The organism is Mesorhizobium sp. P2_D6, from assembly GCF_056404315.1.
Window position 1 is genome coordinate 77147 of sequence record NZ_JBFUEG010000015.1, and the last position, 22545, is coordinate 99691.

Genomic DNA, 22545 nt, shown 5'->3' on the forward strand with positions numbered 1-22545 from the left:
GAATGTCCTCGCTTCAAGTGTTGGAAGGTGGGGAGTTTCTGGATTGGGGCGGCCTTACCGGTCGCTGATGCCGGGAACATCGAACGCAGTGCAGAAGTCGGCAACGTCTCTTCGCACGCTCGCATGAACTTCCTGGTCGTCGGGCTGGCGGCAGACCAAATCAATGAAAGCGGCGATCTGCACCATTTCCCCTTCACGCATGCCCATGGACGTCACTGCCGGCGACCCCAAGCGGATTCCGCTTGTGACCGTCGGGTCGCGCGGGTCGCCCGGCACCATATTAAAGTTCGTAATGATGCCTGCCCTTGCCAGGCGCTCGGCATAGGCTTTCCCTGACAGCGGCCGGTCCCGAAGATCAAGGATCAGCATGTGATTGTCAGTCCCGCCGGTGACCAGATCATAACCACGACCCAGAAGCGCCTGGGCTAGAGCCTTGGCGTTGTTGACGATCTGCTGGCCGTAGACACGAAAGGACGGGTTCGCTGCTTCCTGCAAAGCGACGGCAAGCGCGGCGATAGTATTCATATGCGGTCCGCCTTGCAGGAGAGGAAACACCGCGCGATCAATCCGTTTGGCGAGATTGTGTTTGCTCGTGGGATGATAGAGCGCCTGATAACGGTCTTCATTCCTTGACAAAATAAAGCCTCCACGGGGGCCGCGGATCGACTTGTGAGATGTGCTGGTGACGACGTCGCAATGAACCACGGGATTCGGATGCGCTCCAGCGACAATCAGGCCGCTGATGTGCGCAATGTCGGCCACGAGATAGGAGTTCGCCTCCGCAGCGATTTCGGCCATTGCCGCGTAGTCAAAAATACGCGGATAAGCAGTTCCGCCGACCCAAATTAGCTTCGGGCGTTCCCGCTTGGCGGTCTCGCGCAAGTGGTCATAGTCAATTTTCTGCGTCTTTTCGTGCAGCCCATAGGGGACGCGTTGATAATCAGTGCCGGAAAAGTTGACGGACCACCCATGAGTCAGATGGCCGCCTTCGGGCAAAGGCAAACCCATGACTTTGTCACCGGGGCTCAAAAGCGCGCGATAGACAGCCTGGTTGGCTGGTGAGCCCGAATAAGGCTGGACGTTGGCGTGCTCACTGCCAAATAGCGCTTTCAGGCGCTCGATCGCGAGGGTCTCAAGCTCATCGACGATCTCATTTCCCGCGTAGTAGCGCGCACCCGGGTAGCCCTCGGCATACTTGTTCGCGAAGATAGAGCCGGTCGCTTCCAGTACGGCTGAGGAGGCAAAGTTCTCAGATGCGATAAGTTTGAGCATCGTCCGCTCTTGCCGCCTCTGTCGTAGAAGCAGTTCATGAACGCGGCAATCGACGTGGACCAAGGAAGACCGTCCGTATGTGCCGGGCTCTGCCATGGCTACGTCAGCGGATTTGTTCATGGTAGTTTCGCACTCCCACTTAGGCAGATCTTTTCACGACAAGCAGCAGTCCCCTTCGACCACGCGTCTTGTACCGCCTCGAGCCGCTCCAGGTCGCGCTTATGATACTCATCGTCGTGGGGTAGGAGATCGACCAGGAATTGAACCAACCCTCCGTCCCGGCCCCCTGCATTGAGATGATATGAGGACCAAGGACGTTGTCCATTGCCGCAAAGAAAGTCGGCTTTGGCGAGCATCCGGACGTGTCGCGCAACGCGCTCCCGACGAAGATCGAGAATCGCAGCTAGTTCGCAGACAGTCAGGTCGGCATGCGCGCAAAGGCCCAGGATCCGTAGGCGATCAAGATGTGCTGCTGTCATTAGGCGATCGACAAGTATCATCATTGGTTAGCACGACGCCAAATAGAAGAACCGAACGCTCGTCCTGCTGGCTTTATCATTTCGCGCTCTTCGCAAATGCTGTTCGGCGGCGGAACACAAAACGACACCAGATTTCTGCAGCCACTGAACTCGAAAGTTGTGGTGAGCGTACCATTGACAGCGATTTGCGGTCGCAAAGTTTCCGTGAATTTCCTTGAAGGATCTGTTGCAAGGCCTAAACAAGAACGCAACGAGATTGGCGAGGTGCTGGTAAGACGGCAAGCTGGCGAACAGCTTGGCCAAGAGGGAGGCGATCGGCGCCACCTTTCCTCAGGCGACAGTTCTAACCCGCATGGTGCACCTGATCCGCCATTTACTTGATTTCGTGTCACGGAAGGATCGCAAAACCGTCGTGCCGACGCTCAGCGCCATCTGCCGGGGCGCGGACGCCAAGCCGGCATGAAGGGGCTCTGGAGGACTTCGAGGCCGGCGACTGGGCCGCGATACCCGGCGATCACCCAGAGCTGGCGGCGCGACTGGCAGTACGTCGTGCCGTTCTTCGCCTTTCCGTGTGTGCGCAGCATCAACTGTGCGACGGATGCGGTCGAAATGTCCGCGGCGCGTCGGCGCCATTTCCAAATAGCGCCTAATCCTGGTCAGTCAGGTCGCACCAGATCGATGTGGCTGACACTGAGGGCTTGTGCCAGTTCATAAAGCGTGACGATGGTGGGGTTCCTTTTGCCCTTCTCCAGCCCGCTGATGTACTGCTGGCTGAAGCCGGAGATCTCGGCAAGCTGCTCCTGCGTCAAGCCGGCCTTCTCCCTGATCCTGCGTGCATTTCGTCCGACCAGCTTGCGCATATCCATGCGCGGAGGTCAGCGGATCACGGGCCTTGAGTTTATCAACTATAATATGTAATCCACATTGTCATCGATTTGCCCGAACCATCTGCCGCGGGGGGCAGTAAATCCAGGGATGCGATTTTGATGACGTTGGTCGCTCAAGCCAAGCACAGCACGAGCTATCGGTCACGCAAGCGACGCACATGTGCGAGCACCTCGCAAGGGTCGATTTCGAGCGCTTCCGCTACGTCGAGGAATTCAATGACGTCCATGCGACGTTCACCGCCCTCATACCTGGCCACGAAAGACTGCGGGCGGCGAAGCGCTTCGGCAACTTTGGCCTGGGTTAAGCCCTTGTTCTTGCGCGCCGCTATCAGCTGTTCCAGCAGCCGGCGTTGGCGGGGCGATCGAAGGGAGTTCGGCATGAGACGGTGCTTAAGTCTATTCAGATCGCGGATCGAGCAGCGTTGCCGGCTCAACCTCCAGCACTGTAGCGAGCTTCTCGACCATGTCGATGGTAGCAGCATATACACTGCGCTCAAGAGCGCTGATGTAGGTTCGATCAACACCAGCTTCATGCGCCAGCGCCTCCTGCGACAGCTTCTTTTTCTCGCGAAGCCTACGCAGATTGCGGGCAAAGACCTCTCGGATTCCCATAGGCGAGAGGCCACCCTCTTGTTGAGGATTTCACCACGGAGTATACTCTACAAACTTAAGGAGCAACTCGCACGAGCATCGACTTTGCCCGAACTACCTGCTGTTAGGGATCGCGACTTCCCGGATGCGATCTGACGATGATTATCGCTCAAGGTCAGCGCTGTAGGTCACGCGAGCTGCGCCAGGGAGCGAAGCCGAATGGTCTAGACCCATGTCGAAGAAAGCGGGCTCAGTTCACTGGCAGCCGGTCGCGCGCCATCAAAATCGATTGCGCCAATCCGGGATGGGCCGGATCGCCTTTGTTACTGCGGCCTAATCAACTCACAAGGATCAACGTCAAGCGCTTTTGCCAGCTGGCCAAGCACACTGACGCTTGCGGAAACCCGAGCACGCTCGATCGAGCCCACATAGCGCATGCTCAGCTCTGCGCGGGCAGCCAATTCTTCCTGCGTCAGGTCCTGATCATGGCGCAAACGACGCATGTTGATCGCCATGACCTCCTTGAGGTCCATGGCAAGAAGGGACCAGAACCGGAACTATCGTTCTAGGAACGATCGTTCCTATTCGCTATGGTGAGCCAACCGAGGAGCAGCCGTGCCCGATCACAACAAACCCCAAACAGGCAAGAGGGTCGCGATGAAACGCAAAGTCCAAGACGAAGTCCCCTGGTCGGACAGCCTGACCGCTTACGACAATGAGCACTTCACGATCTATATGAGGCTCCTGGACGCGTCCGCCGACGATGCCAGCGAGGACGAGATGGCGCAGCTCGTCCTCGGCATCGATCCGATGCGAGAACCTGAGCGCGCCCGAATGGCGGTTCGCAGCCATCTCGATCGGGCCAACTGGATGGTTACGACTGGATACAAAGAACTGTTCGCGGGCTGACCGGCTCCAGATGAGCTATTGCAATCACCTTAGACGAGGAAATCCTGGTAGCCACGATCCATGAGCATGTGACCGCGCCGGACAGCACGGCGAATGCGATCGCGAAGGTGATTGCGCGGATCCGTCCAGTCGGCCTGGACGCGTTGCCGGCTCAACAGGGCGGTTGCGATTTGGCGGTGCGATGCACCGCCGAGCGAGCCGTCGAGCGCCTGGAGGACAAAGCGCATACGGCTGGCGCGCGCTTCGGGGGGAAACAGCCTGTCGGGAAGTTGTCCGGTCGCGTGAAGAGCATTGAGGCATTCGAGCGCATTCAGGTGCTGCCTTATCCGATCGGCGGGCCAGATCGCGTCGACGGAAAGCCGAACGGGGCGCAGAACGTCCGCGCCCTCCACAACCAGTTGTAAATCCCGGTGAGCATTTCGCAGCATGACGTGCTGGCGACCGTCCGCCGTGATCACGAGTGCCGCCCGACATGGTAATGCAGCGAGATCAAACGAAAGCGTTTCGGGCGACAATGCCTTTTCTGCAATGACCGGCAGGACATGCGGGCATTGGCGGGAGCACCAGAACACATTCGCATCAGGCCTCAACGAGCTTGCGAAACAGGAGCCCCCACCGCGTCAGATCGAGCGACGATCTCACCACTTCTATGTCGAAGCACCTTTCTGCAAATTCTGCGTGCTCAAGCGCGTGCCTCAAGTCACGCTGGAAGGCCGGATTGCGCCGCAGGAATTCCCAGGCCCAGCCGCGTCGGGTCAGGTAACGTGTATAGCGATAGGATTTTTCATCCTGCCAGTCAGGCCAGTCGACGTCGTTACCTATCATAGCCATGTCAGGCCGCCCTGCAGAGCACCGGCGCCCACAGCACGGGACCGCCAAGACCGCCATTGTGGCGGACCGCAGCAAGGCTCTCCTCTGAGACATCCAAAAAGCCGGCAACGGCGCGCGTGGTGCCGATTGTCTGGGGCTTACCTATCCGGACCAGCGGCCATCCGGCGCGACGCAGGATTCGCTCCATGCGCAAATCCGTAACCGTAACGATATGGGTGAGTTGCCGTGACAAACCGAACTCGATCATGCCGGCGAAGAGTTCATAGGTGGCAACAGCAATGCTCCCACTGCCCTTCGGTGCAGACGGTGGGAGATCAAGGGCGAAACAGCTGCTTTCCCAGACACTCGGTTCCTCGGGTGCCGTTCTCCCTTCCAACAGCCTCGAAAAGACATCTCGCAGCATCGTCGGCCCCGTCGAGGGCAGAAGGCGTACGCCTCCCCCGACGCGACCGGCGGAATCGCGCAACACAAGATAGTGCGGTTTCAGGGAATCGAATGAATCGATCTCGAAGCCGCCCGTCGTGCGCACGTCGAGCCGCTCCTTGAAGATGCGGTAGCGCAGGCGGTGCATTTCGTGAAGTTCGTCGGCAAAGGCGCCGTACCAGCCGGGCGCAATAAGCTCAATCATGATGGTCTCCTCGCAGGTATGACTCTGCCATTGGAGGCGAACCTTCATGCCGCGACTGCCTGTGCATTTGCACAGGTAGATCAGAGAGGGATTCTGTTCCTCAGAGGATTGATGATCGTGAGGAGGCCAGCAGCGTTACCGCCTGATTTTTGGTGCGCACGCCGAGCTTCTTCTTGGCATTGTCCAGATGGAAAGCGGCCGTGCGCTCCTTGATCCCCAAGATGCAGCCGATCTCCCAGGCGGACTTGCCCTTTGCCGTCCATTGCAGGCATTCGTACTCACGGGGCGTCAGCGAAACACCATCCACCGCCAGACCACCCGAAAGCTTGCGGCGAACGCTAATGTGAAAGCACATCGCCATAATCTCGAGCGCCTGTTCATATTGCTCGGCGATGCGCAGGAAGGTCGGATCGAGCCTGTCTGCCGCGAAGGTCATCGCAGCGACACCGCCGCGGCGATCGACAAGTGGAATCGTCAGTCCGCAGCAGATGCCGAATTCGGCAGCCTCATCGAAAAGCTGTTGCTGTCGCGTTGAAATGCCGGCATGGCCGAAACCCGGTCCCCACTGAAAGGGACATTCGCTGCACCTTGCCCATTCTATGACCGGGTCGATCCTGTCGTATTGGTGGCGCAAGTAGTGCGACGTCCAGCCGGAATGATAGTTCGATATCAGCCTGGGTTTTGTGACGCGATCAGACACCAGAGACAGATAGGCGAATGCGGGAATGTCGAAGGCGCCGGCGGCGCTGGCCAGTGCGTGATGGAAGTCGACTTCATCAACGCTCAAAGACAACTGTTCCAGCAAAGTTTCGAAGACGAGCTGCATTTTCTCCAGCGGCTGTTTTCAATTAAACATGGGACTTTCTGGCTTCTTGGCAGCTACGGCGAGAAGACTCGCCCCCCAAGATATTCGACGCTGGAGAAAATTCACCGCGGTGACTACTCCCCGGACCTTTGATCATATGAAAGGGGGGGCATGCGACCTCGACACCGGCTGCCGCAAGCCGCGGGTCCGAAGCTGCGATTGTGGGTGGTTTCCCTGGTGTCGTAGAAATATCGAAGCTCGATGTGCCATCCGGATATGCAGATGACCTCCTTCTCGAACTATCGATTGCGGACGCGCTACAATCACCCAGATCCAATGGGGCACCGAGATCCAGCGGGTCAAAAAAGGCGCCCTGCCGGCGGGGAGGGACACCGGCAGGGCGCGCCGCACAAACACCCTGATCGTTGGGCAACAGGACAGCGGCGGCAGAACTGATTTGGCTATCGCTTGAGATCGAAGTTATCCGAAGCATGCTTAGAATCTGACGGCTTCAAGTTTAGCAGTTTCGGTCGGCTCGGCGCGAAATGCGCTCTCAACCCGTCTTCACCAATGGGACGCCAATGGGCGACCAGTCCTAACGACGGCCTGACGTCAAAGCGTCTGGTCCGTGGGAAAGTTCACCCCAGGGAACACCACGTTGGGTCGTCGAACCTGGGGCTCGTTCGCGTGGGCTCTGTTCATATCGCACTCTCAGCCTTCAGCGCGCGATAGGTTGTCTCGACTGATTTCGCGGTTGCGTCGACGATTATGTCGATCTCCTTCCGGGTGATTATCAAAGGTGGGGCAAAGCCGAGGATATCGCCATGCGGCATTGCGCGGCCGATGACACCGTTCTCGAACAGAGCAGCGGCGGCGCGAACGCCGACCTGAAGATCGGATTCAAACGGTATTCTCTGCTTTGGATCTCGCATCAGCTCTACGGCGGCGAGGATTCCGACACCACGAACCTCTCCGACGATGGGGTGTCCCGCCAGTTCGGCATTCATGCGGGCATGCCAATACGGTCCGACATCGCGGACATGCTCCAGGATATTTCTTTCCTTTAGGAGTCGAATATTGGCGAGCGCGGCCGCAGCGCAAAGCGTGTGACCTGAATATGTCCAGCCGTGGCCGAGAGCGCCGTGCTTCTCTGTTCCTTGTTCCAAGACCGACCAGACGCGGTCGCCAATGATTGACCCGGAGATGGGCAGGTAGGCGGAACTCAAGCCCTTGGCGATGGTCACGAAGTCCGGCCGCATGCCATAGAGGTGGGAACCGAATTGCTCACCGGTTCGTCCAAACCCGCAGACCACCTCGTCGGCGATCAGCAGGATATCGTACTTGTCGAGCACGCCTTGGATCGCGGTCCAGTATCCTTTTGGGGGTGGAACGATACCGCCTGTCCCAAGCACCGGCTCGCCAATAAAAGCTGCGACGGTCTCCGGGCCTTCAGCGAGGATAAGGGCTTCAAGTTCATCCGCGCAGCGTGTCGAGAACGCTTGCTCACTTTCGCCGTCATGCGCCTGGCGATAGTGGTGCGGCGTCGTGGTATGGCGCACCAAATCGAGCGGCAGGTCGAAGAAATTGTGGAAGAAGGCAAGACCTGTTAGGCTCCCGGTAACCAGCCCAGACCCGTGATAACCGCGATGTCGCGAGATGATCTTCTTCTTTTCAGGGCGGCCTAGAATGTTGTTGTAGTACCAGACCAGCTTGATATTGGTTTCGTTGGCGTCGGAGCCGGAAAGGCCGAAAAACACCCTTCGCATGTTCTTACCAAAATATTCGACGACGGCCTCTGCCAAGAGGGCGACTGGCTCTGTTCCTTGACTTGCATAGACATGAGCGAACGGCAATTCGTGTGCTTGCCTGGCAATGGCGTCGGCAATTTCCGTGCATCCATATCCCATGTTGACGCAGTAGAGCCCTCCGAAACCGTCGAGGCTCCTTCGGCCTTCGGTATCCCAGATATAGACGCCCTCCGCACCCGCCATAATCCTATTTGGCGTCTCGCCTCGGCTGTGCTTGGCCAGATGCGTAGAAGGATGGAAGACGAAGCTTCTATCCTTCTCTCTGAGTTGCTCGGTTCCCAGATTGCTCAAGCGCATTGCCTTCTCCTCGCGATACAATGGCAGAGGCACTAGGCCGGCCAGCTCGTTAGCAGTATACCGGAAACATCTCTTGAGTTTCGCGGGAATGCACGTTTTTGGCTGATGAATTCGCGGAATCGGGATCAGATGCCGTGGAAATCAGGCCGGGGAGTGTACCTTTGCCAACGAGCCGACATCAGGCCGTCCTCCTGACACAAGGTAACCACAAAACCTGCTCGACATAGGTGAGGAATGCGTCGCCGTAATCACAACGAGACTTTCGCACCTACTGCCATGCGTAAGCGGTCAGTCGCCCAGAAGTCCGGGATCAATCCGCGTCGACCGCTCGGTCTATGCCGCTCCAACCAACTCGCCCAGTGTGATGTCTTTATGCTGCGCGCATTAACCAGCGATGATGGGAACCACATCGGCTGACGCGGCGTCCACATGCGGATATTCGCCCTGCGAACAACGGATGCGGCGCGTTCTCACGTGCTGCCCTTCCAACATGCCCTTCAGCCGGGGCCCACAAGACCGCCATCCAACATTCGCTCTTGCCATCATCCACCTGATCAAGTGGATTGCATCACCAGCAGCGGCGCTTGTTACATGCAAACGCGTCGTCGGCTCCAGTACGTGCTTTAGGTTTTTTTTTGCATATACGTCTGGTCGGGCTCGCCACGGCTCGACACCGGTATCTTCACACCAGTGGACTCTTCCGTCGTTAAGCCAGAAATGACTTAGGCATCCTTTGGTTCTCCAAACCGAGGGATGCAACGTTGGCCTGCCCTCCAGGCTCACCTCAACGCGCCACCTGGGGTTATGTGGCGGATGCGTTGGTAACGAAACCACATCCCCACACCCACAGGGGCACCTAAAGAGTGCCCAGTATGGTCGGCCTTTGTGCACGACGCTGATGAACTGTCCCGGCCGAACCGTGTCATTCGAAGGGGTCTTTTCAACCACATCATTGCGCGCGAAAAATACGTCCGCGGGGGGCGCCTCGGAAGGATTTCGGTCCTCGGATGTTTGTGGACTAGGTGGGCCGAGAATGATTTCCCCTACCCACCGCAAGAATCTTAACAGCCAAGACCACATGTGAATCAACACAGCTTGCCGAGTGACGGCATACTGAGCCGATAGCCAATCTCGGGTTCGAGCAATAAACCGTTTGGACCGCAGCAAAAACAATCAGCGTTGTCCTTTGGCATATTGCTGTGAATTACCATGTGCACGAAATCGTACCATATATTGTCGCGGCGAATGTCGCTCGGAGGCCGCCGATAGGGGCGCACCAGATCGAACAAGGTCGCTACGGCCATGTCGGCAGTCGCACTGGTGAAGGGCCCTACTCCGGGCGCCCTCTCCCCGCCCCCGACCAGATAGTACTCTTCCCGGAGCGTCTCTGGATCCAGCTCCACCAGATTGGGACGCGCCTTCAGTGCACTCTCGTACCTGAGCTTTTCCTCGGTGACGACGCCTTGGCATCTTAAGCACCCACCAGATTCGGGAAGAACTGTGCTAACCCGGCCTCTATGGTCACGTAGGTAAGGCTGACGCTCTTGGTCAAGACCAATCTTGCCGGTGAGCCCGCAGTCGATAAGCCCTTGGCAGTAATAGTACACTGCTTGATTGAGAACTTCTCTTCCAGCGACATCGTCAGTACAGCCGAACACCAGGTCGGCGCTGGAAATCGCATCGACCGCTTCTGAAGACTCGTGCACATACGCCTCAATGGCAACGACAGTCACCATCAGGCCTAGATTTCGTAAGTATCGGGCTAACGTGGCAGCTTTGCTCTCGCCTACATCGCAACGGCGATATCCGCGGACGCGGTTGAGATTGCTATCTTCGAGCAAATCGCCATCGATAATGATGAGTTCGCCAACACCCGCGCGGGCAATGAGTGTGGCCACTGAAGAACCGGTTCCGCCGCCTCCGACGATTGCTACGCGCAACGATCTGAGCTTTTCGTTGAATGGTTCGCCAAAGGCCGCTTCTTGGCGCCTTAGCACTTCCGATGGCGCAGCATCGCCTGTTTTGCTGATGTGAACTGCGAGCTCCGTCCCGAGCACACAGACATGCCGGACGTCAGTGACGCGGTGAGGGGCCGCACCCGGCCGAACTCTCGCACGCCAATGTCCGTCGGCCAAAATCAGCGCAACTAGTGACACCTCAGGGCCGTTGCAGCCAGCGTATCCCCTCAGAATGCTTTGTTCGTTCTGATCATCCTTGGTCGAGAAATCCAGAACGCCCCTTGGATGACTATGGGCGAACCCCAGTTCGAGCCGCTCCTGCTCGCAACGAAAGTAGATATCCTGGAACTTGCGCAGATTAATGCGCAAGTGCACCGGGGAACTGTCCAGCACCCAGTCGCCATCCATCTCAATCACGTCAACAGCCACGAAACGCGCTGACGGCGGCAGTCCCAGTACAGTTCTCTCCATTTTGCGGAAGAGAACCAGCGCGCCACGCTCGTCACCGTCAGGGTGCCCGGTCAACCAGCTCTGGAGCCTATTGTCGAGAGAACCGGCAATCGAAATCCGATGTCCGTTCATGAGCGCCTCGCGTCGGGGTACTTAAACGCCCACGAGATCCGGTCCATAATAGTCTGGACGTCGTCGACCTTTGGCTTCCAGGGATTTTTATGCCAGTGTCTGGACCACCGGCAAAACACTGTCCCTTTGTGAGTACGGGAATCCTCATTGGGACCAGGCCCACCAGTATTTGGTATTGGCTTGCCGTCAGCCCGATGGAGGCGTGGGTGAACCCAGAACATGTCGCCCCCGGAGGTATTGTAATTCTGCGGAATGACATACAAAACATCGACTGCGTCTGCGGGCTTTCCATCTGCCAAATAGATATCTTTGGGTAGCGGAAAATTTTTGAATATAAGAAAATGGGCGCCGTCTTCTTCTTCAAAATCGACGCCTGCTTTGTGGAGTATCTCGTAGTCAGAATCGAACAACAGGGGCATTATTGATTTCCGGCTTCGGAACTTGCATCCTGGGCGTAAAACTTTTCAATCCCCGGAGGCAGCAAATCGATTGAGTCATCACTCTCAACCGGCTGGCCAGGCTGGCCCGGCCTTTTCATATAGAGATCCATGCTATCTGGTATGCCGGGGCCTACGCCTCGCACCTCGGCGCCGGTTATGAACCGGTTGTCCCATTCGTAATTTTCGTTTTCGATTTTGAATTTGAACTTCTCTTTCGCAGCCATAAGCTTCGATCCTTCTCTCGCAGTCGCTTGGTTTCAAGATAGCTCAGGCGCATCTATCCCTCTTCTCCCGTTGATTGAGGGAACGCTCGACCAGTCGGCTCTTATACGGGAAGCGTTCCTTCGGGTTTCACGGGAATCCACGTGTTTCGCCACGGAATTCGCGGAATAGAGATCCAATCCCGTGGAAATCAGGGCTTGGGAGTTTACCGTTGCCTTAATGAAGATAGGGGGATCGGCGTATTGGATTTCACAGGTTTGGTCACCACAAGGCTGTAGTATTGATCGATCCCCAAGCCTGCCTGCAGCAATCCCTCCATGAAATCCTGATAGGCAGCCATGGAAAGAGATGCGACGCGCATCAGATAATCGATCCGCCCCCCGATGGCCCAGCAATCCAGGATTTCCGGGAATTCTTGGATCGCAATCTCAAAGTGTCTTTGGTCCTCGAGGCGATGACGCTCCAGCACGACCTCCACCATTACAAAGACCATGCCACCGATGAGGGACGGACTCAGCCGCGCGTAGAAACCCTCAATAATCCCTGCAACTTCGAGTGCACGGAGCCGATCCGAGCAGGCCGAGGCCGACAGATGAACGCGCTTTGCAAGCTCGCTTTTTGAAATCCTACCGTCTGACTGAATTGCTGATAGAATCCGGATATCCCAGTCGTCGAGGCGCACAGGATTGGGTTTTGCCTTCATGACGTTCTGCTCTAAAGCCGTTGTCGACAATGAACCGGTACCAACCGACCGAGTCTCGGCCAGGAAGGCTCAAACGCCGATGTTTCGCGCGATGCTGTCGGCCGCCATACGCTTACGCCATTCAAGAGGCCCGGAATCGTGAATGGAATTTCCTTCGACATCGACAGCCATGATGACGGGCATGTCCTGCACCTCGAATTCATAGACTGCTTCCATGCCCAGGTCTTCGAAGGCAATGAGCCGCGCTGACTTGATTGATTTTGATATCAGGTAGGCAGCCCCACCCACTGCGATGAGATACGGCGTTTTGTGTCTTACAATCGACTCGATGGCCGCCCGCCCTCTCTCCGCTTTGCCCACCATCGCGAAAAGCCGGGTTTCCGCGAGCACCTTGTCCGTAAAATCGTCCAAGCGGCTGGAGGTTGTTGGTCCAGCCGGTCCGACGACCTCATCTCTCACAGCGCGGACGGGTCCAACGTAGTAGATAACGCGTCCCTGCAGATCGAACGGAAGCGGCTTGCCAGCGTCGATCAACTCGACCATTCGCTTGTGGGCGGCGTCACGGCCTGTCAGCATCTTTCCGGACAGAAGGAGCGTTTCCCCGCAGCGCCACGATGCCGTCTCTTCCTTGGTCAACGCATTGAGGTTCACTCTTCGCACACCGGCTGGACTCAATTCATCGGTTCCAATGTCGGGCCATTCGCGCAAATCGGGCGGCTCCAGCCTGATTGGTCCCGAGCCGTCCAAGGAAAACTTCAGGTGCCGGTTGGCGGCGCATTGCGGAATGAGCGCCACGGGCTTGGACGCCGCATGGGTAGGATAGGTCGCAACCTTGACGTCGACGACTGTCGTCAGGCCACCAAGGCCCTGGGCGCCGATGCCTAGTGCGTTAATCCGTTCATAAAGCTCGATCCGCAGTGCCTCCTCCGCACTTGATGGCCCCCTGGCGATCAATTCCACCATGTCGATGGGCTGGTTCATGGCCTCCTTGGCTAGCAGCATCGCCTTTTCAGCGCTACCACCGATGCCAACGGAGATCAGGCCGGGCGGACACCACCCGCTGCCAAGCGTCGAGACTGTGTCAACCACCCAATCGGAAACGGACCCGCTGGGGTTCAAGGTGGTAAAGCGTGCCTTGTTCTCTGACCCGCCGCCTTTTGCGGCAATGGTGATCTCAATCTCGTTACCTTGCACAAGATCAACGTGGACGACCGCCGGCGTGTTGTCACGAGTATTGACCCGCGCGGCGAGCGGGTCGGCAACGATCGATGCCCGAAGGGGGTTGTCCGGGTCGAGATAGGCCTGACGGACGCCATCATTCACGAGGTCTGCGAAACTGGCCTTTGATTTGATGCGGGCGTCCATGCCGACCTTTGCGAAGACCACCACAAGGCCGGTGTCCTGGCAGATCGGCCGCTGCCCAAAGGCCGCCATGCGGGAGTTCAGCAGAATCTGTCCGATGGCGTTCTTCGCCGCTGGGCTCTGTTCGCGTCCGTACGCCTGCGAAAGAGAGCGGATATAATCTGGAGGATGGTAGTACGAGATGTACTGAAGAGCGTCTGCCACGCTCCTTGTGATGTCCTTGCCAGCGATAGTCCGTGTTCTATTTCCCACCGGATTTCATCCAAATGAGCTGAGGCCGTTGACCATTTTCAAGATTTGGAAGCTCCGCACCCCCTGCTCGCCTCCTTCATATCCATAGCCGCTCTGCTTGATGCCGCCATAAGGCGCATCCGCGGAAACCCCTTTCAGGTAATTCACACTTACAGCACCCGCCGAAAGACCGTTGATAAGCTTCTGTTGCGCATCGGCAGCGCCGGTGAAGAAGTAGGCGGCCAGGCCGTACTCGGTGGCGTTGGCTTCGTCGACGGCCTCTTCGATCGTATCGAACGAGGCCACGGTGAGGATCGGTCCGAACGGCTCTTCATGAAGTACTCTGGCATCCTTTGGCACCCCTGTCAGGATGGTTGGCGGCCAGTAAAAGCCCGGTCGGTCGAGGCGGGTTCCACCTGTCTCCACGCGGGCGCCGCGATCGACTGCATCCTCGGTCAGACGCTGCATAGCCTCAATTCGCCGCGCATTTGCCATGGGTCCCATCTCCGTTGCAGGGTCGTCCGGTGCGCCGATCCTGATCTTGCGGACAGCTTCCGTCATCCGGGACAGGAATTCCCCGTAGAGAGGCCGAGCGACGAGAATCCTGCTCGGCGCATTGCAGCTCTGGCCCGCGCACTCGAACTTGTATTCCGAAATAGCCGGTATGGCCTTTGCCAGGTCGGCATCCTCACACACAACGACGGGGGAATGGCCACCGAGTTCAAGGATGCAACGCTGCAAGTTATTCGCGGCGAGCGTGGCCAGCTGTTTTCCAACCGCGGTTGAGCCCGTGAAAGTCAAGACCTTCACGATTGGCGAACTGAGCAGATGCCGCGATATATGCACCGGCACGCCGAAGACCAGATTGACCACGCCATCCGGCATTCCTGCTTGGCGCAAAGATTCCACGATATGGACAGCCACGCTCGGGGTCTCTTCAGCCCCTTTGAGGATCACCGGGCAGCCTGCCGCCAGCGCGGGAGCGAGCTTTCGAGCGATGAGAACGGCCGGATAGTTCCAGGGCGTAAAGGCAGCAACGACACCGAGCGGCTCCGGGACGATCATCCGGTTCGGACCCAACGGAATCGGGGCCGACAGCTCTTCTGCATGCCTGCCGTTCCATTCCAGCGTTTCGACGGCGCGCGTGTACTCACCTGTCGCTTCGGCAATCGTCTTTCCCTGTTCGGCCGACAGGTCCCTGGCTGCTGCTTCAATCTTCGTTGCCAAGATGCATGCGGCTGCTACCAGGATTTCGCCACGATCTTTTGCAGGTTGTGAGGACCAAGCCTTGCGGCTGCGCTCTGCCGAAGCGAGGGCCTCATCCAGATCCGACACCGTCGCCGAGGCCACCGAGGCAAACACCTTCTCCGTCGCCGGATTGATCACCGACACAGTGGCTCCGTCACCACCGGCTCGCCACGTGCCGTTGATAAAGAGCTTGTAACTCGTGGCGTCCGGCATCGCGTGCTCCGCTTAAGTGAATTCTTGCCATACGAGCGTCGTTCAGAAGTCGAAACCGCTAAACTCGCTTGAGCCAGTTTCATCGCGATGGTCGCGGCGGGTCAAATATCGAATATTGCCGAACTCCATCTGGAATCCAGATCGATCTAATCCTGATCGCCACAACAGGTCATTGCATTCCCATAAAGGTTGAAGGGTTATCAGACTGAATTAGGAGCCGCGGCTGCCCAGCCCTGGCTCTCAATTAATTCCCTGGCGACCTTGGGGATGAGCTTGCGGACCGCGGAGACGGCCGCAGAACGCTCATCTTTCGGGTTTACGGCAAGCACGACGGAGCGGGTAATCACCGGATCGACGATCTTGACCGTCCGCACCAGCCCCTGAGAGGCTTCTTTCTGAACGGCCGAGGGGGTGAGAATAGAATGGGCTTTTCCCTCTATGACCATGTTGATGATCGTGGAGAGCGAGTCCACTTCAAACTTGACGTCCAGCGCGCAACCGTGTTGTGCGACGACGTCAGCCACCGAACGTCTGACATTGTTATTGCGCATGGGAACCGCCAGCGGGAACGCATGCAGGTCCGCCAAAGATATTACGTCTTCGAAGGGTGGCTCACCGGACGGTACCACCAGACAAAGGTCTTCGCGCGCCAGGACCGTCATTCGCCCCACACTATCCGCGGTGCGGTAGAGAACCGCCAGATTGAAACGTCCAGCAGCCATCCACTCCTCCAACGGTCCCGTCATACCCTCAATCATCTTGAGGGAGACCTTGGGCAGTTCGTTTCTCACTGATTCAAGCAGGGGGCCGCTTAGGACGCGAGCGGCTCCGGACGGAATGCCAATGGTCACCTCCCCGGCAGGGGAAGCGGCTGTATTGGTCAATTCCGCCTCAGTAAGCTGAATTTCCTTAAGGATGATGCGCGCGCGCTCAAGCAGCTTGTCTCCGGACGCGGTGACGCTGACACCGGTCCTATCGCGAACCAGCAGCTGAGTGCCGAAGCCTTCCTCCAGTTGACGCACATGCAGGCTTAGAGCGCTTTGAGCAACGTTGAGGGTCGCTGCTGCCTTTGTGAAACTGCCGGCTTCGACGACGCCGACGAAATATCTTAACTGCCTGACGTCCACGATGAACAAATCCAACCGGGGGATGATCCCCCAGTGCTTTCATATCTATCTCGAAACGAGATGGTAGGCAAGCCGCAAAACTGGGTTCATGGCTCAAAAACCAGCGCCTGTCCGGCCGCTGATTAAAGCCAAGATCAGCTATTGCTGGCGAGAGCCAGGATCTCATGGGCGCGCCGCACCACTGGCGGATCAATCATCTTACCATTCAACGAGAATGCAGATAGTCCACGCATAGCGGCATCGTTTTCCGCCGCGACGACGCGACGGGCCCACTCGACTTCCGGTGCGCTTGGCGAGAAAGCCTCATTGAATATGGCCACCTGTGTCGGATGGATCGCCAAAGCTCCGGCAAAGCCAAGCCGCCGCGCATGCCCCGCGGCTTCACGCAGTTTATCAGTGTCCGAGAATTCACCTATGCTTCCGATGAAACCCAGCGGGAGCAAGCCGGCCGCACGGGCGGCGAACAGAACAGAAAGGCTCGGCATCAACAGAAGGTCGAACTCCGGCGAGCCGCCGACAGCGGCGCTGAAGTCTTCAGGGCCGAGCGCCATTGCGACCATTCTTGGATGGGCCGACGCAATGGCCGTGAGCCTTTGCAAGGCGCCCGGGGTCTCGATCTGGGCAAGGAACCGGATGCGTCCCAGCGCAAGATTTCTTTCTCGTTCAAGTTCCGAAACCGCATTCGCGGTCTCTGATACCCACTCTGCCGAATCCGTCTTCGGAAGAACAAGTGCGTCAACACCCGCCACCACGGCTGCATCGAGATCGGCCGCCAAGGCGCGAAAACCACGGTTCACGCGGACCAAAACCGAAGCGCCCTTGCGGCCCACCTTTGCCACGGAATCACGAAGCTGCCGGCGTGCCTCGCCCTTATGATCCTGGGGAACAGAGTCCTCCAGGTCGAGAATGACGCCATCTGCACCCCGCTCCTGGGCCGCCTCAACAAAGCGCGGAACGTGAGCGGGAACGAAGAGCAGGGATCTCCAGCGGGGTACAGATATAGTGCTTTCAATGGCCGGAAAGGTGTCCTTGATCATAGAGTCGCCTCTGGCGATTTTAGCGAGGGCGGTAGCAGTGAACTCGCTGGGCAGCCGATGCGCTGAGATGATCCGAGGTACACACGCTCTCTGTAAATCGTGAGCGCACCCGCCTTATCGACAAGACGCACGCTCACGCTGACGCGGCTCTTTCGCGCAAAATCCCCAGAACCTCTTCTCGGACAGTCTCCGTATGAGCGCCAAGAGCCGGAACTGGGCGCAGCGAGGGGTGATCGGAGTTGAAAATCGCCGCCGGCGCTATCGTCTCGACAGTTCCTTCGGGTGTTCCAACCTGCACCCTGCGAATGTGTGGATGGTTTGAAACATCCGCCACTTCGTTTAGTCGGCCGTATGCCAAACCGGCGGCCTCGAGCTCCCGCATTGCTTCATGGCAGGACAGTTCAGAAAACCGCCTCTCAATGATCTCATCAAGTTGCGCACGGTGACCGAGACGCTCCATATTATCAGCAAAACCAGGTGCGCGTGTATGCTCTGGCTGCTTCAGGAATTTCTCGCAGAAATTTACCCATTCGCGGTCATTTTGAACCGAAAAGATGACCTCTTTGCCGTCAGCACAACGATAGGCGCCATAGGGCGCTAGCGACGGGTGTTTCACACCGGCGCGTAGCGTGTGATAGCCACTATAGTCGTTTTGCAGAACCGGAACATTCATCCAGTCGGCGACGGCATCGAACAGTGACACCTGGATGCTGGTGCCTACGCCGGTGACCTCGCGATGATAGAGGGCCTGAAGAATGGCGCTATGTGCTGTCATGCCCGCCGAGATGTCACAAACCGAGACCCCTACACGCGCGGGCCCTTGTTGGTTGCCGGTGATCGCGCATAGACCTGTTTCGGCCTGAACGATCAGATCGTACGCCTTTAGGTGGGAAAACGGCCCCCCATCCCCGAAACCGGAAATGTCACAGGTGATCAGCCGCGGAAAACGTCGACGGAGATCCGCAGACCCGAAACCCAGTTTTTCGATACTGCCCGGCTTCAGATTCTGGATAAAGACGTCAGCACCGGCAATGAGCGTGTCCAGGACGGCGAGGTCCACCTCCAACCTCAGGTCCAGACAGACGGACTCCTTGCCCCGGTTGAGCCAGACGAAGTAGGCGCTTTGGCCCCGCACCAACTTATCGTAGTTTCGGGCAAAGTCCCCATCGGGCCTTTCGACCTTGATGACCCGGGCACCGGCGTCCGCAAGGCGAGACGATGCATAGGGCGCGGCCACGGCCTGCTCCACGGCAACGACGGTGATCCCCTCAAGGCAGTTCTGCATCACGACACCGCGCTTTTTATCCAACGTTTTCGTGTTGAGTCCGACGACGGTTAAGCATCGCCAGCAACCGGTTTTGTTCGTTCCCAACAATTGAGAATGCCTCGTCGACGCCCATTCCGGGCTTTGCAAGCATCATGTCGGCCTGGGTTGCCACCGATACGTGAACAGAAGCTTGGGCGGAGAGATCTGTCTCGGTACAGCTGCCCCCGACATACGCTCCGACCTTGTTTTCCTTGCAGAGGAGAACGGCCCGCGCTGTGTCAGCAATTGAGCCGACATCGGGCGTCTTGATTTGAACGAGATGCGCGGCCTTCGCTTCGGCAAAGAGCCGAATATCCTCGAGCGTGTTGCACCTCTCGTCCACGACAATGCGAGCGCTGGAACCCCGCTCATCCAGGATCGATACAATTCGAGCGTAACCATCAATTTGGGCCCGCGTGGAACCAAAATCGGCCGGGCACTCGATGTTCAGTGTAAAACCCGGAACGGTGTCAGCAACCCTGCAGATGAAGTCGGCGATCCGTTGCGGCTCCAGGCTGATTTCCAGTCCAATCCAGCCATACACATCGAAATGCAGCACCGGATGATACCCCGGGCGGCCGATTTCGCGCGTGCGCGTTGCAACCCACTTCACGAACTCCATGAAAGTCTGGCCCTTGACCCCGAATTTCTGCTGTGAGTTGATCAGGCCATGGGGAAGCACATCGACTGCCTTCAGAATCATCTTGTCCACGTTGATTTCGCGAGCATCGCCGCTCTGACAGTAAATAGGGACCATACGCGTCGGCAACGGCAGACCAAATTCAGCACATATGACCTCTGCCATCGTCCTGCGGTGAAGATGGGCCACTGCTCGAAGCAGCGCTTGGCTGACGCCATACTCAAGCGCTAGGGGTAGCCGCTTACGTTCGTGAGGCTGGAAAACCTGGGCGCATGCCTCAAGGTAGCGAGAGGCATCGACTTCGAGAAGCCGCGGTGCAACGACGCGTGACGTGAAATCGGAAATTTGATTGACATCGAACAGCGGATCGCGTCCGCCAGCACCAGAGTATTGGACGCCCATCGTGTCGCCCCAGACAACGCTGTCGTCGGACAGAACAAGACCAATGCTGAGCGAAGATGCTGGAAGTCGAATGACATCGAAACCGGGCGTTGTCGGTTCGCCGATATAAATAAAGCCGTCCTGCATCGCGCCGGACCGAATGGCGGCCTGATCGTCGTAGAAAAATGCGCCATTGCCACGCGCGAGAAGGACTTCTTTGATCTGCACTTCGTTTCGCTCGATTTAATCCGACGGCCTTGCCGGCGGATACAGTTGGTCCGCTGCCCACTAGGTATGCTCCACTTGGCGTTGAGTTCGCCAATATAATCTTCCGGACGGCGCCATCGCGTTTTCAGATGGCTGGCGCATGGACGACATGCGCACGTCCGGCAGGGCCATATTTGGTCAGATCGTGCAAGGATCACGGGGGGAGGCGCGGGAATGATATCGGGGGCCTCTCTATCCGCCTGCGCTCCGCGTAAAATCAGACGGCAAATCTCTGTGGCGCACATCCATTCCGCAAGGTGGCCAGCTCAAGACGTTCGCGGTATGTTAGCCTTCACGCAGAAGCCAGAACGCGTCCGGCATGCGCGTCATTCCGATCCTTTCATAGAAGGCCGACAGAGTCGGGCCTGGAGATCAAAGCTCACATGAGGATTTCTGCGTCAAGTCCGATCACAGATGCATAGCACGGTTCCTTTGGTTGTTTGCTTCCGATCCATGGTCTGAGCCAGATTGCATGACGCGGCGCGTTTCCGTCGCCGGTTCAAACTCACATACCTTTGCCGTTTTTTCGGCAGAACCACTATCCCGCTTGCGTTGCGGCAAGGCTCAGGAGAACGGGACCTTTCTAAAGCGCGGCATCTGAAGCCAAACTTTGAGTCGGTTCGTTCACCTGGATCCGCCACGATTGATCAGTCCTGGAAGATTTCCGGATTTGGTTGACGGCCGCCGTCATGCGGTCTCATGACAACCCCCTCAATGACAACGCCCGCAGTGACATACTTCCAAAGCGCGATCAGCAGTTTGCGCGCGCGCCACGATTGCGGTCTTCTTCAACCGTCCGCCATTCGACTGGACCCGATCCGCAAACCAGCGGCTGAGTGCCGATCCGGCTGGTTGCGCAGCCACAGCCAGGACAGCTGGATCATTGTGGTGCGCAATCGCGGATTGCCTGCTTTCGAGACACCTTGTTCGTGATCGATCCTTCCGCTCTGCCAAGGGGTTGGCGCCAAACCTGCATAGGCAGCAATCTGTCGCCGATTGTCAAAATGCCGGCATAGCCCTTCGCCCCAAAGAACGGCGGCAAACTCAGCGCCAACACCCTTGAGGGCCAGCAGCATTGCTGCCGGGGCCGGCGTCTCAACCGCGGGGTCCTCGTGTGCGACCAGGAGGGAGTTGCGCTCGCTCTCCACCGCAGCGATCTGTTGAAGCAGCAACTCAAGTCGATCGAGTTCACGGGTTATTTGAGCCCTGATATGCGTCGGCAACCCGCGCCCATATCCGGTCTGGAGTTCCTCAGTCGTTTGCGCCGATCCTTGCGCAGTGGTTGGTAGCCGCTGACACCATGGGCGAAGAGCAAACCCTTGATACGGTTAACATGCCTCACCCGTTCCGCAATCAGCACTTTGCGCTCCCGGCAGATGCGTCGCCGATCTTCGTCCTCTGGGCTCGGCGCTTTGACCATCGCGCATACACGTGGCTCGCCGCGCTTGTACGCGAGCAGTGCCCGGACCAGTGCTTCACCATCAATCTTGTCGGTCTTCGCACGCCGACGCCGACGTGAAGTAGCGATCGAAGCCGCGTCAACAACGTGACTCTCGATCCCGTTCGCTTCCAGCACGCGATGGATCCAAAAGCCGTCCAATCCCGCCTCCTGGATCGTCACGACTGGAAACCATCTTCCCGTTCGGAGCCGCGCCTTCTCCTCGATCTGCGCAAACCGATAAGCAGATCGGCAACGTCGCCGCCGTCCACCACATGCTTCGACATCTTCTCGCCGTTGCCTGGCGACAACGAAGTGACCAGCCAGGTCGATCGGCTTAGTCCAAAGATACAAAAATTGCGCCAAGATCAGTGCGGACAGCAGTCGGCGTTTCTGAACGGGTGTGGTTCCCATAACCTACTCCTCCTGAGCGAGTGCTTTGATGCAGCCTCACTCTGCAAGAGCGCCGGCCGCTGTTCACTCCTCATGGGATCTAAAGCAACGGCAGGTCCGACCTGCCGGAGCGCTTCGTCAAGCAGTCCCTTGCCGATGCCGAGACCTTGCGCCGACTTCGAAACGGCAAGCTCACACAGATAGTGTTGAAAAAGTCCCGGTTGCAGCGGTCCTGAAGCACTTCTCTATTCGGCATGTTGAGGTCAAGCGCTTTCGGGCTTGCGACTTCTCCGGCGTTTGACGTCATTCGCGGGGCCTCGCTTCTCTACGGGATCGGCTCCTGGCCCTCCCAGCATGGGATCAGGAGAATGAGGTGGCACAATCTGATTCGCGACCTGATCGGGCTGCAGAGCGCGACCGGTCCGAGTGCTTCAACGAACTCGCCTCATCCATCGTCCCGCGAAGGACGTGCTTCCGCCGGTTGGCGGAC

At 57.9% G+C, this 22545-nt stretch carries 24 protein-coding genes and 1 pseudogene; 2 read left to right on the forward strand and 23 right to left on the reverse strand.

Annotated features, from left to right (window positions below; genetic code table 11):
• Positions 1–54: 54 nt before the first annotated feature.
• Both AC1D1L_RS25755 and AC1D1L_RS25760 read right to left on the reverse strand, forming a co-directional pair.
• The gene (locus tag AC1D1L_RS25755) at positions 55–1392 is read right to left on the reverse strand and encodes a serine hydroxymethyltransferase (protein WP_477344166.1); all 1338 of its coding nucleotides are present in this window, start codon (positions 1390–1392) and stop codon (positions 55–57) included.
• Positions 1389–1775, reverse strand: a complete 387-nt coding sequence (locus tag AC1D1L_RS25760; protein WP_477344167.1) for an ArsR/SmtB family transcription factor — start codon at positions 1773–1775, stop codon at positions 1389–1391. The genes AC1D1L_RS25755 and AC1D1L_RS25760 overlap by 4 nt, the downstream gene beginning before the upstream one ends.
• A 271-nt stretch (positions 1776–2046) precedes the next feature.
• Between AC1D1L_RS25760 and AC1D1L_RS25765 the strand changes: the two genes are divergently transcribed.
• Complete coding sequence (locus AC1D1L_RS25765; RefSeq protein WP_477344168.1) at positions 2047–2214, forward strand: transposase; 168 nt, start codon at positions 2047–2049, stop codon at positions 2212–2214.
• Positions 2215–2407: 193 nt separating this feature from the next.
• Here the strand turns inward: AC1D1L_RS25765 and AC1D1L_RS25770 are convergent, their stop codons facing one another.
• The 4 genes from AC1D1L_RS25770 to AC1D1L_RS25785 all read right to left on the reverse strand — a co-directional run bounded on the left by AC1D1L_RS25770 (position 2408) and on the right by AC1D1L_RS25785 (position 3762).
• Positions 2408–2617, reverse strand: coding sequence for a helix-turn-helix transcriptional regulator (locus AC1D1L_RS25770; RefSeq protein ID WP_477344169.1), 210 nt, complete (start codon positions 2615–2617; stop codon positions 2408–2410).
• 155 nt (positions 2618–2772) lie between these two features.
• Entirely contained in the window at positions 2773–3120 is a 348-nt protein-coding gene (locus AC1D1L_RS25775; RefSeq protein ID WP_477344170.1) for a helix-turn-helix domain-containing protein, read from the reverse strand.
• Entirely contained in the window at positions 3035–3250 is a 216-nt protein-coding gene (locus tag AC1D1L_RS25780) for a helix-turn-helix domain-containing protein (protein WP_006328748.1), read from the reverse strand. The genes AC1D1L_RS25775 and AC1D1L_RS25780 overlap by 86 nt, the downstream gene beginning before the upstream one ends.
• Positions 3251–3552: 302 nt before the next feature.
• A complete protein-coding gene (locus tag AC1D1L_RS25785; protein ID WP_010913773.1) occupies positions 3553–3762 on the reverse strand; it encodes a helix-turn-helix domain-containing protein in 210 nt (69 codons plus the stop codon).
• A gap of 124 nt (positions 3763–3886) precedes the next feature.
• Here AC1D1L_RS25785 and AC1D1L_RS25790 point away from each other — a divergent pair, with 124 nt between their 5' ends.
• On the forward strand, positions 3887–4138 hold the full coding sequence (locus tag AC1D1L_RS25790; RefSeq protein WP_477344171.1) for a DNA -binding domain-containing protein: 252 nt from the start codon (positions 3887–3889) through the stop codon (positions 4136–4138).
• 29 nt (positions 4139–4167) lie between these two features.
• Here AC1D1L_RS25790 and AC1D1L_RS25795 read toward each other — a convergent pair whose 3' ends face one another.
• From AC1D1L_RS25795 to AC1D1L_RS25875, 17 genes and pseudogenes are all read right to left on the reverse strand, one after another.
• Positions 4168–4596: a DNA -binding domain-containing protein gene (locus tag AC1D1L_RS25795; RefSeq protein ID WP_477344172.1), complete on the reverse strand. Its 429-nt coding sequence runs from the start codon at positions 4594–4596 to the stop codon at positions 4168–4170.
• 121 nt (positions 4597–4717) lie between these two features.
• Positions 4718–4963: a transcriptional regulator domain-containing protein gene (locus AC1D1L_RS25800; protein WP_477344174.1), complete on the reverse strand. Its 246-nt coding sequence runs from the start codon at positions 4961–4963 to the stop codon at positions 4718–4720.
• A 7-nt stretch (positions 4964–4970) separates the two neighbouring features.
• Positions 4971–5597 carry an acyl-homoserine-lactone synthase gene (locus tag AC1D1L_RS25805; protein ID WP_477344222.1) on the reverse strand — a complete coding sequence of 209 codons (627 nt, stop codon included), beginning with the start codon at positions 5595–5597 and terminating at the stop codon, positions 4971–4973.
• 100 nt (positions 5598–5697) lie between these two features.
• Positions 5698–6423 (reverse strand): LuxR family transcriptional regulator, encoded by a 726-nt coding sequence (locus AC1D1L_RS25810; RefSeq protein WP_477344175.1) that lies wholly within the window; start codon positions 6421–6423, stop codon positions 5698–5700.
• A 677-nt stretch (positions 6424–7100) separates the two neighbouring features.
• On the reverse strand, positions 7101–8507 hold the full coding sequence (locus AC1D1L_RS25815; protein WP_477344176.1) for an aminotransferase: 1407 nt from the start codon (positions 8505–8507) through the stop codon (positions 7101–7103).
• A gap of 384 nt (positions 8508–8891) precedes the next feature.
• A complete protein-coding gene (locus AC1D1L_RS25820) occupies positions 8892–9587 on the reverse strand; it encodes a ubiquitination-like system serine protease family protein (RefSeq protein WP_477344224.1) in 696 nt (231 codons plus the stop codon).
• Between the two features lie 5 nt (positions 9588–9592).
• A complete protein-coding gene (locus tag AC1D1L_RS25825; RefSeq protein WP_477344177.1) occupies positions 9593–11047 on the reverse strand; it encodes a HesA/MoeB/ThiF family protein in 1455 nt (484 codons plus the stop codon).
• Positions 11044–11466 (reverse strand): E2/UBC family protein, encoded by a 423-nt coding sequence (locus tag AC1D1L_RS25830; RefSeq protein WP_477344178.1) that lies wholly within the window; start codon positions 11464–11466, stop codon positions 11044–11046. Before AC1D1L_RS25830 ends, AC1D1L_RS25825 begins: the two co-directional genes overlap by 4 nt.
• Positions 11466–11711, reverse strand: coding sequence for a multiubiquitin domain-containing protein (locus AC1D1L_RS25835; protein WP_477344179.1), 246 nt, complete (start codon positions 11709–11711; stop codon positions 11466–11468). The genes AC1D1L_RS25830 and AC1D1L_RS25835 overlap by 1 nt, the downstream gene beginning before the upstream one ends.
• A gap of 203 nt (positions 11712–11914) precedes the next feature.
• Positions 11915–12412 carry an Lrp/AsnC family transcriptional regulator gene (locus tag AC1D1L_RS25840; RefSeq protein WP_477344180.1) on the reverse strand — a complete coding sequence of 166 codons (498 nt, stop codon included), beginning with the start codon at positions 12410–12412 and terminating at the stop codon, positions 11915–11917.
• Positions 12413–12481: 69 nt separating this feature from the next.
• The gene (locus tag AC1D1L_RS25845) at positions 12482–14026 is read right to left on the reverse strand and encodes a fumarate hydratase (RefSeq protein ID WP_477344181.1); all 1545 of its coding nucleotides are present in this window, start codon (positions 14024–14026) and stop codon (positions 12482–12484) included.
• 6 nt (positions 14027–14032) lie between these two features.
• The gene (locus AC1D1L_RS25850) at positions 14033–15466 is read right to left on the reverse strand and encodes an NAD-dependent succinate-semialdehyde dehydrogenase (RefSeq protein ID WP_477344182.1); all 1434 of its coding nucleotides are present in this window, start codon (positions 15464–15466) and stop codon (positions 14033–14035) included.
• A gap of 200 nt (positions 15467–15666) precedes the next feature.
• Complete coding sequence (locus AC1D1L_RS25855) at positions 15667–16593, reverse strand: LysR family transcriptional regulator (RefSeq protein ID WP_477344226.1); 927 nt, start codon at positions 16591–16593, stop codon at positions 15667–15669.
• A gap of 134 nt (positions 16594–16727) precedes the next feature.
• The gene (locus AC1D1L_RS25860) at positions 16728–17630 is read right to left on the reverse strand and encodes an HpcH/HpaI aldolase/citrate lyase family protein (RefSeq protein WP_477344183.1); all 903 of its coding nucleotides are present in this window, start codon (positions 17628–17630) and stop codon (positions 16728–16730) included.
• Positions 17631–17763: 133 nt separating this feature from the next.
• On the reverse strand, positions 17764–18915 hold the full coding sequence (locus AC1D1L_RS25865; protein WP_477344228.1) for a CaiB/BaiF CoA transferase family protein: 1152 nt from the start codon (positions 18913–18915) through the stop codon (positions 17764–17766).
• 16 nt (positions 18916–18931) lie between these two features.
• Positions 18932–20185 (reverse strand): methylaspartate ammonia-lyase, encoded by a 1254-nt coding sequence (locus AC1D1L_RS25870; protein ID WP_477344184.1) that lies wholly within the window; start codon positions 20183–20185, stop codon positions 18932–18934.
• Between the two features lie 686 nt (positions 20186–20871).
• Positions 20872–22020, reverse strand: a pseudogene (locus tag AC1D1L_RS25875) (IS110 family RNA-guided transposase).
• Positions 22021–22545 lie beyond the last annotated feature (525 nt).